This is a genomic window from Bradyrhizobium sp. Ce-3 (genome assembly GCF_022835695.1).
Lineage (GTDB): Bacteria > Pseudomonadota > Alphaproteobacteria > Rhizobiales > Xanthobacteraceae > Bradyrhizobium.
Genome location: NZ_BQUV01000005.1, coordinates 80831 through 94569 on the forward strand (window position 1 = coordinate 80831; position 13739 = coordinate 94569).

Here is a 13739-nt window from a genome sequence, read left to right on the forward strand (position 1 = left end):
GGGTAGAACACGCAGCGGAAGTGCTCGGGACCAATCGGCACGAGCCCACAGTCAAGAAACATCCAAAGCAGAGGGAAACGCATGTCTGAAGCATACATCATCGACGCGGTGCGCACGCCGCGCGGCATCGGCAAGCCGGGCAAGGGCGCGCTGTCGCACCTGCACCCGCAGCAACTGGCAGCAACCGTGCTCGGCGCGCTCAAGGAGCGCAACAAGCTCGATACGTCGACCGTCGACGACATCATCTGGTCGACCTCGACCCAGGAAGGCAAGCAGGGCGGCGATCTCGGACGCATGTCGGCGCTCGCCGCCGGCTATGACATCAACGCCAGCGGCACCACGCTGGATCGCTTCTGCGGCGGCGGCATCACCTCGGTGAACCTCGCGGCAGCTTCGGTGATGTCGGGAATGGAAGACTGCGTCATCGCCGGCGGCACCGAGATGATGAGCTATCAGCAGACCCTCGCAGCCGAGCGCTCCAGGGCAGGACAGCCGGCGCGGATGATGGGTTCGGGCAATCCGGCGCTCGACGAGATTCACCCGCAGTCGCACCAGGGCGTGTGCGGCGACGCCATCGCCACGCGCGAGGGCATCAGCCGCGAAGCCTGCGACGCGCTGGCGCTGACGAGCCAGCAGCGCGCCAAGCGGGCGATCGATGAAGGTCGCTTCGCCAAGTCGGTGATCCCCGTGCTCAACGACGACGGCAGCGTCGCTCTCGGTCGTGAGGAATTCCCGCGCCCCGAGACCACGGCCGAAGGGCTGGCTTCGCTGAAGCCGAGCTTCGAGCAGCTTGCCGATTTCGATTTCGGCAACGGCACGACGTTCAAGAAGCAGATCCAGCGCCGCTATCCGGACCTCGAGTGGAAGGGCGTGCATCATGCCGGCAACAGCTCGGGCGTGGTGGACGGCGCCGCCGCGGTGCTGATCACGTCGAAGGAATATGCCGAGAAGCACGGCCTCAAGCCGCGCGGCCGCATCGTCGCCTATGCCAACCAGGGTGACGATCCGACCCTGATGCTCAACGCGCCGGTTCCGGCGGCCAAGAAGGTTCTCGCCAAGGCAGGCCTGACCAAGGACGATATCGACGTCTGGGAGATCAACGAGGCCTTCGCCGTGGTTGCCGAGAAATTCATCCGCGACCTCGACCTGAACCGCGAGAAGGTCAACATCAATGGCGGCTCGATCGCGCTCGGCCACCCGATCGGCGCGACCGGATCGATCCTGATCGGCACCGCGCTCGACGAGCTCGAGCGCAGCGGCGGACGTTATGGCCTGGTCACCATGTGCGCCGCCGGCGGCATGGCGCCGGCCATCATCATCGAACGCATCTGATCGCGAAAGGAATTTGCCATGAAACTCGATTCATCGGTCGCCGCGGTCGTCACCGGCGGCGCATCCGGCCTCGGCGCGGCCACCTCGCGGGCGCTCGCCGCACAAGGCGTGAAGGTCGCGATCTTCGACTTCAACGAAGAGAAGGGCGAAGCCATCGCCAAGGAAATCGGCGGTGTGTTCTGCAAGGTCGACGTCACCTCCGACGAGCAGGTCGATGCGGGCTTCGCCAAGGCGCGCGCGGCGCACGGCCAGGAGCGCATCCTGGTGAACTGCGCCGGCACCGGCAACGCGGTGAAGACCGCCGGCCGGGACAAGAAGACCGGCGAGCCCACGCATTTCCCGATCGATGCCTTCAACCGCATCATCCAGATCAACCTCGTCGGCACCTTCCGCTGCATCGCCAAGTCGGCGCAGGGCATGCTGTCGCTGTCCCCGCTGGAGCACGGCGAGCGCGGCGCCGTCGTCAACACGGCGTCGGTCGCGGCCGAGGACGGCCAGATGGGCCAGGCGGCTTACTCGGCTTCGAAGGCCGGCGTCGTCGGCATGACCCTGCCGATCGCGCGCGACCTGATGGCCGAGGGCATCCGCGTCAACACCATCCTGCCGGGCATCTTCAACACGCCGCTGCTGCAGGGGGCGCCGGAGAACGTCAAGGCCGCGCTGAGCGCCTCGGTGCCGTTCCCGAAGCGTCTCGGCATGCCGGAGGAATACGCGCAGCTGGCGCTGACCATGATCACCAACGGCTACTTCAACGGTGAAGACGTCCGTCTCGACGGCGCCATCCGCATGGCGCCCCGATAAGCGCCCGGCAACTGGAGACGAAAGCGATGTCCGAAGAAACTCCGGTCCTCACTGAAGTCCGCGGACCGATCCTGATCATCACCCTGAACCGGCCGGAAGCCAAGAACGCGGCCAACCTTGCACTCTCCAAGGGCGTGGCCGCGGCGATCGACCGGCTCGACGCCGATGATGCGCTGAGCGTCGGCATCATCACCGGCGCCGGCGGCACGTTCTGCTCGGGCATGGACCTCAAGGGGTTTTTGAAGGGCGAGCGGCCGTCGATCCCCGGCCGCGGCTTCGCCGGCCTCACCGAGGCGCCGCCGAAGAAGCCGCTGATCGCGGCCGTTGACGGCTATGCGCTGGCCGGCGGGATGGAGATCGCGCTGTCGTGCGACATGATCGTCGCCAACCGCAACGCCAAGTTCGGCATCCCCGAGGTGAAGCGCGGGCTGGCGGCTGCGGCCGGCGGCCTGATCCGCATGCCGCGGCAAATGCCGATCCGTGTGGCGATGGAGTTCGCCCTGACGGGCGAGTTCTTCGGCGCCGAGCGTGCGCACCAGCTCGGTATCATCAACCGCGTGACCGACGGCCCGGCGCTCGACGCCGCGCTCGAACTGGCGGCCGCGATCGGCGCCAACGGCCCGCTCGCGGTCAGGGCATCCAAGCAGGTGGTCGTCGAGTCCCGGCTCTGGTCGGAAGACCAGATGTGGAAGAAGCAGCAGGAGATCGTCGGCCCTGTCTTCGTCTCCGAGGATGCCCGCGAGGGTGCGGCTGCCTTTGCAGAAAAGCGCGCGCCGAACTGGAAGGGCAAGTAGCGCATCGCCTGTTTCGATGACGGAGCGCCGGTTTTGATTGCAGCAGAACCGGCGCTCCATTTTTTTGTACCGGTGCCGCGCCGCACGCCGGCGGGGTTTCCATCAGAGCGCTATTGGGTGATTGATGCGCAGCTTTACCGAAGACCAGGTCATCTTCCGCGACTCCTACCGCAAGTTCCTCGCCAGCGAGATCACGCCGCATATGGAGGAGTGGCGAGAGGCCGGCATCGTCGATCGCAGCGCGTTCAAGAAGGCCGGCGACCTCGGCTTCCTGATGATCTGGCCCGAGGAAAAGTATGGCGGCATGGGCGACGAGGACTTCCGCTATGAGCAGATCATCATCGAGGAGACCGCGCGCTCCGGCTGCAAGGGCTGGTTCAACACGCTGCACAGCCGCCTGGTCGGCTCCTATTTCAAGCGCTTCGGCACCGAGGAGCAGCGCGACCGCTTCCTGCCCAAATGCGTCAGCGGCGAGACCATCCTGGCGATCGCGATGACCGAGCCCGGGGCGGGCTCAGACCTCGCGGGCATGCGGACCACGGCTGAAGACAAGGGCGATCACTTCCTGCTCAACGGCTCGAAGACCTACATCTCCAACGGCATCAACTCCGACGTGGTGATCGTGGCCGCCAAACTCGCCGGTGCCGAGAAGAAGCACGCCATGGTGCTCCTGATCGTCGAGCGCGGCATGGAAGGTTTCGAGCGCGGCCGCAATCTGAAGAAGATGGGCATGCCGGCGCAGGACACCGCCGAGCTGTTCTTCCAGAATGTGAAGGTGCCCAAGGCCAACGTACTGGGAGAACCGGGCAGGGGCTTCTACTATCTGATGGAGGGACTTGCCGAGGAGCGGCTGATCTCCGCGGTCGGATCGATCGCCAACGGCCGCAGGGCGTTCGACATCACGCGCACTTACGTGATGGATCGCAAGCTGTTCGGCAGGCCGCTTGCCGAACAGCAGAACACCCAGTTCCGCATGGCGGAGATGGATGCCGAAATCGACCTGGTGCAGGTCTATGTCGATCACTGCGTGACCGAGCACAATGCCGGACGCCTGACCAGCAACATGGGCGCCAAGGCCAAGATGATGTCGTCGGAAGTCGAGTGGAAGATGCTCGACCTCGGCGTCCAGCTGCATGGCGGCGCAGGCTATATGGATGAATATCCGATCAGCCGGATGTTCACCGACGCGCGCGTCAATCGGATCCTGGCCGGAAGCTCCGAGGTGATGCGGCTGATCATCGGCCGCGATGTCTTCTCGGAAAACTACAAGAGCATTCTGGACTAGAGCGGGATCAACGTGCGTCAGCCGCGCGCCTGCCGCAGCGGCTCGCGCGCATGCTCCTTCGAGCGCATCAGCGCGTCGACGAAGATCGGCTCCCAGGAGCGGATGTGGCTGCGCAGCAGGGTCGGCAGCGCCTCGGTCTCGCCGGCGAGCGCGAGCTCGATCAGCCGGTAATGCTCGGGCACCGAGGCCTGCTGCCGCTCGTGGCCGGCGCGCGAGCTGATGCCGTAGAGCCGCATCTTGTCGCGCAGGCCCATCACCGTTTCGGTCAGGAGCTCGTTGCCGGCGGCGGCGATGAACGCGCGATGATAGTTGCGATCGGCCTCGAGATAGAGCTGGACGTCGTCGGTCTCGACGGCCCTGGCGATCTCATCGGCCCAGCCGCGCACGGCGGGTAGATCCTTCGGCGGATTGGCGGCGACCAGCACGGCGGCGTGCAGCTCCAGCACCTCGCGCATGTCGAACAGATTGCGCAGCTCGGTCAGCGACGGCTCGACCACCTTGAAGCCGCGGTTGCGCATCGGCTCGACCAGGCCGCCGCGGGCGAGCTCGAGCAGCGCTTCACGCACCGGCGTCGAGGAGACGCCGAGGCTCGCCGCCAGGCTCGGCACCGAGTACATCGTGCCCGGAAGGCTCTGGCCGGAAATGATCTCGGCGCGCACCCGCTGCAGCACCTGTTCGCGCAAATTCTGGTCCATGGGTGGTCGCAGCCGCCTCTCGTCGGGAACCCCGATTCGTCCCTGATTATTACTTAGCCTTGACTGCAACGGTAGCGTATGACGTAAATGTGTAACGCATTACATAGATGCGTCACAAGGACTGACGTGATGAAGGGACGGCGGTGAAACAGCGGCTACCCGGCTATTGCACGCTTTGTCGCTCGCGCTGCGGTTCTGTCACCGTGGTCGAAGACGGATGCGTTGTCGGTGTGGAGGTATTAAATAACCACCCGACCGGTGGTGCGCTCTGCGCCAAGGGCCGGGCCGCCCCGGAAATCGTCGCCAGCCCGCGCCGACTGACCGTGCCGCTGAAGCGGACCCGGCCGCGTGATGCCGCCGACCCCGGCTGGGTCGAGGTGTCCTGGGACGAGGCGCTGACCGAGATCGCGGACAAGCTCGGCAGGATCCGCGCCGAGAGCGGCGCCGAGGCGGTGGCATTCGGCGTCACCACCCCGAGCGGCACGCCGATGGTCGACAGCTTCGAGTGGGTCGAGCGCTTCATCCGCGGCTTTGGCAGTCCCAATTTGATCTACGCTGTCGAGATCTGCGGCTGGCACAAGGACTATGCGCATGCGCTGACCTTCGGTCGCGGTATCGGCTTTCCCGATTACGACAATGCCGATGCGATCATCCTGTGGGGCCACAATCCTGCGCGCACCTGGCTCGCCCAGGCGACGCGGATCGCCGATGCGCGGCGGCGCGGCGCCAAGGTTGTCGTCGTCGATCCCAAGCCGAACGGCTCGGGCCAGCAGGCCGATCTGTGGCTGCGCATCCGCCCCGGTGCCGACGGCGCGCTTGCGATGGGGGCGATCCGTCATCTCATCGCGACCGGCAACTTCGATGCGGATTTCGTCGACCAATGGACCAATGCATCGCTGCTGGTCGATCGTGCCACCGGGCGCTTCCTGCGCGCCGATGCGTTGTGGCCGGATGGCGCGTCGGATGCTTTCGTTCGTCTCGATGCGTCGGGCTCGCCGGTGCCTTGCGACACGCGCTACGCGCCGGAGAGCTGTGGCCGGATGCGCGGCGCGCTATCGATCCGTGCACGCGACGGCCGGATGATCGCGGCGGCAACCGCGTTCGAACTGCTCGCCGAGCGCGCCGCGCCTTACACGCCGGCGCGCGTGGCGGAGCTGACCTGGCTGCCTGTCGAGGACATCGACGCATTCAACGCGCTGCTCGCCGCCCGGCCGCGGCTGGCCTATCATTCCTGGACCGGCGTCGGCCAGCACACCAATGCTACGGCGATCGAGCGCGCGATCGCGTCGCTGTATGCGCTGACCGGTGCCTGCGATCGGCCCGGCGGCAATCGCTGGCCGGTGCCGCCGCCGACGCGTCCGCTCAACGACTACAACATCCTGCCGCCGGAGCAGCAGGCCAAGGCGCTAGGCATTGCCGAACTGCCGCTCGGTCCGCCGGCGAAGGGCTGGATCACCGCGCGCGATTTCAGCCGGGCCGTGCTCGAGGGCGAGCCTTATAAAGTACGTGCGCTGGTCGCCTTCGGCACCAACTTCGTCGTTTCGCAGGGTCATTCCGAGCGCAACCGCGCGGCGCTGAACGCGCTGGAATTCCAGGTTCATATCGACATGTTCATGAACCCGACGGCGGAGAGCGCCGATTTCGTCTTGCCGGCCAGCACGCCGTGGGAACGCGACGCGCTCAAGATCGGGTTCGAGATCACGCAGCAAGCCGTCGAGACCGTGCAGTTTCGCCCGCGCATGGTCGAGCCGATCGGTGAAGTGAAGGCCGATTACGAGATCGCCGCCGCGCTGGCGCTCAAGCTCGGCATGGGCAATCTGTTCTTCGGCGGCGACATCAAGGCCGGGTGGGATTATCAGCTGGCGCCGCTCGGAATCGGCATTGAGGATTTACGCGACCATCCTGAGGGCCGGCGCTTCCCGCAGACCTTCCGCGACGAAAAATATGCCGTCACCCGCGAGGATGGCACCGTGGCGGGCTTCGCAACGCCGACCCGCCGGGTCGAGATCTACTCAGAGCTGATGCTGGGACATGGGCATGACCCGTTGCCCGATCACGTCGAACCGGCCGGCAGCCCGCTGACGACCGCGGCGGACCAACGCTTTCCGCTGGTGCTTTCGACCGCCAAGAGCGGCTGGTTCGTTCACTCCTCGCATCGGCATATCGCCTCGTTGCGGCGCAAGTCGCCGGATCCGGCGGTCGAAATCAGTCCGCAACTCGCGGCGCGGCGCGGGCTTGTGGAGGGCGACTGGGCTGTGGTGGAGACACAAGGCGGTGCCGTGCGTCTCAAGGTGCGTCTCAACGCGGCGCTTGACGATCGCGTCGTCGTCGCCGAATTCGGCTGGTGGGAGGATTGTCCGCCGCTCGGCCGCGATCGGTCCGCGACGTCAGGCATCTGCACGCGCAACATCAACGCCGTGCTGCACGACGATGCGCGCGATCCCGTCAGCGGCTCGGTCCCGCTGCGCGCGATCGTCTGTGAGATCAGGCGCGACGCCGTGGCAAGCCGCGGCGTCTGGAGCGGCCAGCGCCGCTTCACGGTCGCTGCGCGCCGGGCCGAGGCCGGCAACGTCATCGCCCTCAGTCTGCAGCCGATTGACGGCGGCCCGCTGCCCGACTTCCTGCCGGGCCAGCACGTGATGATCTCGCTGCCGGGCGCTGCGGAGGCGCGCGCGTACTCGCTGACCGGATCGGGCGATCTGCCGGACGCGCTGTCGATCGCGGTGAAGGGACGTTTCTCCAACGAAGCACGGCGCGACGACGCACCGTTCTTCATGCCGGATCGTCTGCATGGTCTTGCCATCGGCGACGAGGTTCTCCTGGAGCCGCCGGGTGGCATCTTCACGCCGCCATTGAAGGGACCGCGGCCGCTGGTCTTCCTCGCGGCCGGCATCGGCATCACGCCGTTCATCAGCCATCTCGAGACGCTGCAACAGGTGGCACAACAGGATCGGGTTGGTGACGTGCTGCTGCTCCACGGCTGCCGCAGCGGCCGCGAGCATCCGTTCGCGCGGCGGCTTGCGGAACTGGAAGCCACGACGCCGGGGTTGACGCGGGTGACGTTCTATTCGGCCCGGCTCGCGCAGGACCCGGTCTACTCTCCGTCACTGCGTGAGGGACGCCTCGATCTCGAACAGGTCAAGCCGCTGCTGGCGCGCCGACCGCTGGTCTACATCTGCGGCTCGCCGGATTTCGTCACAGCGCAGATCGAGGCTGTGAGCGCGCTCGGCGTGCCGCGCTTCGATATCTTCGCCGAAAGCTTCGTGTCGCCGCCCGCGGTGCCGGGCGATCTTGCGCCGCGCACCATCCGGCTTGCGGGCAGCAAGCAGAGCTTTTCGTGGGCACCGGAGCAGGGGACGCTGCTCGACGCGGCGAGCGCTGCCGGCATCGCGCTGCCGAGCGGCTGCCGTGTCGGGCAATGCGAAAGCTGCGCGGTCGAGGTCGTGGATGGGGAGTTTACCCATCTCGGCCCCGTCGATGGCAGCGAGGGACAGTGCCTCGCCTGCCAGGCCGTGCCGCTCACCGATCTGACGCTCGCGCTTTGATGACCAATCGAGATTGAAGACGAACCGCATCACCGGAAGGGGACAGATTAATGACGAACGCCACGCACGATCAAACCATAGACTTGCGAAAACCTGTCGCGGACAACATCATCGCGCGCTTTTCGCAAGCCCTGGTGGCGTTCGCGGAACGTTGGTTTCCGGATGCGTATGTCTTCGTCCTGATCGCCGTGATCGCGGTGGCGGCAGGCGCGATCCTGCATGGCGGCTCGCCGCTTGCCGTCAGCCGCGCGTTTGGCGACGGGTTCTGGAATTTGATTCCGTTCACGATGCAGATGGCGCTGGTCGCGATCGGCGGCTATGTCGTGGCGATGTCGCCGCCGGTTGCGGCCGTGCTGGCGCGGCTCGCGAGCGTGCCGAAGACCGGGCGCGGCGCCGTGGTCTTTGTCGGCGTGCTCAGCATCTTTCTCTCGCTGCTGAACTGGGGCCTGAGCCTGATCTTCTCCGGCCTGCTGGTGCGGGAGATCGCGCGGCGCACGGACATCCGGCTCGACTATCGGGCGGCCGGCGCGGCCGGCTATCTCGGGCTCGGCTGCGGCTTCACCCTCGGCATCACGTCATCAGCCGCGCAGCTCCAGGCCAATGCCGGCAGCATTCCGGCATCGCTGCTGCCGATCACCGGTGTGATCGGCTTCTCGGAGACCATCCTGACCTGGCAGAACATGGTCACCGTCGTGATGGTGACCGTGGTGTCGGCGGCGATCTGCTACTTCACCACGCCGGCGCCCGAGCAGGCGAAGACCGCGGAGGACCTCGGCGTTGCGCTCGGCGATGACCGTATCGAGGCCAGGAAGCCGGCCCGTCCCGGCGACTGGCTCGAGTTCAGCCCGCTGCTGACGATCCTGATCGCGCTGCTTGCCGCCGGCTGGCTGTGGCAGACGTTCCAGTCCGGTAATCCGCTGATTACGCTGTCGGGGCTCAACACCTACAACTTCGTCTTCCTCATTCTCGGCATCGTGCTGCACTGGCGGCCGCGCAGCCTGGTCGAGTCCTTCTCCAAGGCGATGCCGAGCGTCTCCGGCGTGCTGCTGCAGTTTCCGTTCTATGCCGGCGTCGCGCAGATCCTGACCAAGGTGCCGAACAGCAGCGGCACCACGCTGTCGGACACGATCGCGCACTGGTTCGTCGGCGCCTCCAGCAATTCCACCGTGTTCTCGTTCCTGGTCGGAATCTATTCGGCGCTGCTCGGCTTCTTCGTGCCGTCGGCCGGCGGCAAGTGGATCATCGAGGCGCCCTACATCATGAAGGCGGCCAACGACATCGGCGCGCATCTCGGCTGGACCGTGATGGTCTACAACATCGCCGAGACGCTGCCGAACTTCATCAACCCGTTCTGGATGCTGCCGCTGCTTGGCATTCTCGGCCTGAAGTCGAAGGATCTGATCGGCTATACATCGGTGCAGTTCTTCATCCACTTCCCGATCGTGATGCTGCTCGCTGCGATCCTGATGGCGACCTTCACCTATCACCCGCCGATCCTGCCCTGAGCGCGCGCGGTCGGGCACCGGGACGCAGGGTGCCCGGCCAAGGTACGCCAATTCGATCGTCGACACCCGGCATTACCAAAACTGTGCTGTTTTCTCGCCCGTCGCGAATGAGGTATCGCGCCGGGCGGTTATCTTTGGTCAGCCATTTCATTGACCGTGACGCGGTTCGGCCGGATATTGCTGCGCGATATCCCGCGTTGTTCAAGGCCACCGCAATGAGACACGACCACCGCAGCTTGATGTGCGACATGCGAAACTGCATGCAGCATCGCTGTGTCTCGGCGGCGACCGGCGTCTGTTGTTGATCGCTTAGACGATCCGAAGCACCGACAATTCAGACAGGAGCGCCGTCATTCGGCGATCGAACACGCATGTCCCAAGTTCAAACGTCCCAAGCCCAGACAGACATTCCGAGCTTATGTCATCGAAGTATCGGACCGTACCGCAGGCATCGTTGTCAGTGATGCCAGAGGGTTCTGCTTCTTCTCCTCGGATCGCGCCTTTGACGGTCTCGACGGCGGCTATTTCGGCTCGGCGCGGGCGGCAGAGCGCGCGGTGAGGGCGCATTTGCAGCAGCGCCACGAGGCGCGCCGCCAGCCATCATCGACCTCAGGCGATATTTGAAAGGCAACCTTTGAAGGGGAATGTCATGAAGACCAGACGTACCATTCTTGCAGCCGCGCTGGCGCTGTCGGCGCTTGCGGTCGCGCCGGTTCGCGCCGAAGACAAGCCGGCCGAGATCCGCATCGGCACACAGAAGGGCGGCCTGTTTCCCGCCGTCCGCCAGCGTCACACCGTCGAGGACGCGTTCAAGCCGCTCGGCATCGAGGTGAAGTGGATCGACTTCCAGTTCGGGCCGCCGCTGCTCGAGGCGATCAATGTCGGCAGCGTCGATTTCGGTTTCGTCGGCGATACGCCGCCAATCTTCGCCCAGGCCGGCGCGGCCAAGATCGAATACGTGGCAGCGGTGACGTCCGACGGCACCAACCAGGCGATCATCGTGCCGGCGGACTCGCCGATCAGGACGCTGGCCGACCTCAAGGGCAAGCGTGTTGCGTTCGGCAAGGGATCGAGCGCGCACAATCTGCTGGTGGCAGCGCTCGACAAGGCCGGCCTCTCCTGGAGCGACATCACGCCGACGCCGCTGGCGCCGGCGGACGCGACTGTCGCCTTCTCGCGCGGCATCGTCGACGCATGGTCGATCTGGGATCCCTATCTGGCGCTGGCCGAGATCAAGGACAAGGTGCGCGTCATCGCCTTCGACAAGGACGTGCACAAGCCGAACGCGTTCTACATCGCGGGATCGGACTTCGTCGCGAAGTATCCGTCGGTCGTCGCGAAGCTCAACGCCATCTTCGCCGCCGAAGGCAAATGGGCCGCGGACCACCGCGAAGAGGTGGCCCGTGCGCAGGCAGAAGCGACCGGTGTCGACATCGAGGCGGTCAGGCGCTTCGTCGCGCGCTCGAACTATCAGGTGCTGCCGGTCGACGCCGGGATCGTCAGGAGCCAGCAGGCGATTGCTGATCGGTTTAAGGCGATCGGGCTGATTCCAAGGCCGATCAACGTCGCCGATATCGTCTGGAAATGGACGCCCGGCTCGTGAGCCGCTTCGGCGGCCCGGTCAGGAGGCCGCGGCGAGCGGCGGCGAGATCACCTGCGGTGCCTCGGGAGCCTGCGTGGCCGTCGTCGCCAGCTGGAAGCGAATGCCATGCAATGAGTAGGTCAGCGGGATGGCACGAAAATCGTCGTGGAAGGCGCGGATCCGGCGCACCAGCTCACTGGGGCTGATGCCGGCGGGCAGTTCGCACATCTCGCGATACATCTGCCTGGTGCTCTTGATGCCGCACCAGGCGATCTCCAACTCCTGCAGCGGAGAGGGCTCGCAGGCGAGCTCGCGTGACATCCGCCAGAACAGATGGGCAAGTCGCACATAGGCGATCTGCTCGAGTCCGCGCACGCCGATCTTGTCGGGAATGATGAAGGATTCGACCCCGATGATCGGGCCGGAATCGACACGTGCCGCCATCGCATGGGCGGTCGCGCCGAAGGTGCGGGCACCGTCATAGAGCGCGAAATGCGCCGGCGCCCAGCCGGGATATTGCGGCGGGCCGGGGTGGAAATTGTAGGCGCCGTGGCCGAGCGCCGTCAGAATGTTTTCGGGCACGATGACGCTGGTGGTGAAGGCCAGTAGCCGGGCGTCGCGCAACACCTCGGGCTCGATCGCGGCGAGCTCCTCGGCCGTCACCGCGCAGCGGAACGACAGCGCCGGATTGTGTGCCTTCAACAGTTCGGTGAGCGCGAATTGCTGGTCGGCAACGCCGGTGAGAAGGATGATGGTCTTCATGATGTCGATGTCCTTCTCTTGCTTGGTCATTATGCCGTTGATCAACCGCGCTGCCCGGCCATGACGACGACGCTGCCGGCATCGCAGGATTGGCTCACGGTGCGGAACAGGTCGGTCGGCAGTGCCTGCCAGGGCGCGATCTCGATGATCCGGTTGTTCGCGCTCTTGGCCGCCGACTTCGCCGCGCGGATATCGTCCTGCCAGGGGCAGAGCGCAAGCTCGAGCCGGCCGAATCCGCCGCAGTCGGCGGCGAAGGCGCCGGTGACAGCTTCGATGCTGGCGGCCATCTCGCGCGCGTCGCTGGTCGCGATATCGCGCAGGATCACGGTGATGGCGTCATTCGAGGCCGCCTGTGACTTGATCACGATCATGGTGTCGCGGCCGCCGCTGCGGCTGGCACGCCGCGCGGCCCGCATCGCGACGCCGAATTCGGCGTCGGGTCCGAGATCGCTGTTATCGGTGGGCAGGTTGTGAACGATTGTGGTGTGGCGGGGCGTGCCGGCGTCCTCGGCCGGGGCATGGTACGAGCGCGGCAGCCAGGCGGTGTCGAGCGCCATCTGCGACGAGGTCAGGCTCCAGGCCTGGTCGAGCAAATAGCCGTCCCAGACGCCGGGATAGGCCGTGGCGATGTGATGCCAGTTGCGCAGCAGCGCTTCGGCGGCAGGCGTGCGTCCGAGATGGAGCGTGCGCGCCGACATCTCCCACCGGTTCCATTTGTGGAGCGCGATGTCGCATGCGAGGTGGGATGGCAGCAGCGGCGGTTCGCTGAGCGTGGCGTCGGCCTCGATGAACAACAATGGCTCGCGATGCTCTTCCCACATCCGCAGCATGAAGGCGGATTTCTCGGGCGCGCGCATGGTCTCGCCATCCGCGGTGTCGATCGGCGCGATGTCGCAGGCGATGTCGAATTCGGCGAGCTTCTCCCGGAGCGCGCGGGCGTGATCGTCGCCCAGAGCGTGGGGATAGCAGGAGACCACGCGCAGCTCGGCCCCGGACCTCGCGCCTGCTTCCGGGGCGATCGGCCGCCAGTTGAGGCCTCCCCACCACATCTCGTGCGGGCCATCGAAACTCGGCCCGATCGTCCCGAAGTCGGTCAGCTTGGACTTCAGGAAATCGAAGGCGGGATTCTCGCCGAACGGGACGACGACCGCGCAGTCGGTGCGCAGCGACCGGTAAAGCAGCTCGGCGGCGGGGCCGGTCGGCGGTTCGACGAGGATGATGACGCCGTGGTCGCGGGCCGGCACCGAACCGGCCTGATGGACGGCCACGCGCCCGAGCCGCGCGGACAGCCATGCCAGCCGCTGGCGCTGCGCAACGCCCATCCGGATGCCGTTTACCGCCAGCAATTGGTCGAAATTCGTCTGCAAGCCGTGCGCTTGCGCAATGTCCGCCGAAATCATGCCCGCACTACCCCTCGTTAACCTTCTACGAGCGGGGC

Annotated in this window: 10 protein-coding genes; 7 read left to right on the forward strand and 3 right to left on the reverse strand. The window is 66.0% G+C overall.

Annotation, left to right across the window (positions count from 1 at the left end; all coding sequences use genetic code 11):
* The first annotated feature begins 81 nt into the window (after window positions 1-81).
* The 4 genes from BRSPCE3_RS18220 (at window position 82) to BRSPCE3_RS18235 (ending at window position 4212) form a co-directional block, all read left to right on the forward strand.
* A complete protein-coding gene (locus BRSPCE3_RS18220) occupies window positions 82-1332 on the forward strand; it encodes an acetyl-CoA C-acetyltransferase (protein ID WP_244067371.1) in 1251 nt (416 codons plus the stop codon).
* Window positions 1333-1350: 18 nt separating this feature from the next.
* Window positions 1351-2133: an SDR family NAD(P)-dependent oxidoreductase gene (locus BRSPCE3_RS18225; RefSeq protein ID WP_028340063.1), complete on the forward strand. Its 783-nt coding sequence runs from the start codon at window positions 1351-1353 to the stop codon at window positions 2131-2133.
* A gap of 26 nt (window positions 2134-2159) precedes the next feature.
* A complete protein-coding gene (locus tag BRSPCE3_RS18230) occupies window positions 2160-2927 on the forward strand; it encodes a crotonase/enoyl-CoA hydratase family protein (RefSeq protein ID WP_244067372.1) in 768 nt (255 codons plus the stop codon).
* A 124-nt stretch (window positions 2928-3051) separates the two neighbouring features.
* The gene (locus BRSPCE3_RS18235) at window positions 3052-4212 is read left to right on the forward strand and encodes an acyl-CoA dehydrogenase family protein (protein ID WP_244067373.1); all 1161 of its coding nucleotides are present in this window, start codon (window positions 3052-3054) and stop codon (window positions 4210-4212) included.
* Window positions 4213-4229: 17 nt separating this feature from the next.
* On the opposite strand, the gene BRSPCE3_RS18240 is transcribed toward BRSPCE3_RS18235, so the two are convergent.
* Window positions 4230-4907 carry a GntR family transcriptional regulator gene (locus BRSPCE3_RS18240; protein ID WP_244067374.1) on the reverse strand — a complete coding sequence of 226 codons (678 nt, stop codon included), beginning with the start codon at window positions 4905-4907 and terminating at the stop codon, window positions 4230-4232.
* 143 nt (window positions 4908-5050) lie between these two features.
* On the opposite strand from BRSPCE3_RS18240, the gene BRSPCE3_RS18245 reads away from it, so the two are divergent.
* From BRSPCE3_RS18245 to BRSPCE3_RS18260, 3 genes are all read left to right on the forward strand, one after another.
* Complete coding sequence (locus tag BRSPCE3_RS18245; protein WP_244067375.1) at window positions 5051-8452, forward strand: molybdopterin-dependent oxidoreductase; 3402 nt, start codon at window positions 5051-5053, stop codon at window positions 8450-8452.
* Between the two features lie 50 nt (window positions 8453-8502).
* Window positions 8503-9957 (forward strand): short-chain fatty acid transporter, encoded by a 1455-nt coding sequence (locus BRSPCE3_RS18250; protein WP_375709924.1) that lies wholly within the window; start codon window positions 8503-8505, stop codon window positions 9955-9957.
* Between the two features lie 649 nt (window positions 9958-10606).
* Window positions 10607-11560 (forward strand): aliphatic sulfonate ABC transporter substrate-binding protein, encoded by a 954-nt coding sequence (locus BRSPCE3_RS18260; RefSeq protein ID WP_244067378.1) that lies wholly within the window; start codon window positions 10607-10609, stop codon window positions 11558-11560.
* A gap of 18 nt (window positions 11561-11578) precedes the next feature.
* On the opposite strand, the gene BRSPCE3_RS18265 is transcribed toward BRSPCE3_RS18260, so the two are convergent.
* Together BRSPCE3_RS18265 and BRSPCE3_RS18270 are read right to left on the reverse strand one after the other, a co-directional pair.
* Window positions 11579-12304, reverse strand: coding sequence for a formyltransferase family protein (locus BRSPCE3_RS18265; RefSeq protein WP_244067930.1), 726 nt, complete (start codon window positions 12302-12304; stop codon window positions 11579-11581).
* A 38-nt stretch (window positions 12305-12342) separates the two neighbouring features.
* Entirely contained in the window at window positions 12343-13668 is a 1326-nt protein-coding gene (locus tag BRSPCE3_RS18270; protein ID WP_309296313.1) for a hypothetical protein, read from the reverse strand.
* Window positions 13669-13739 lie beyond the last annotated feature (71 nt).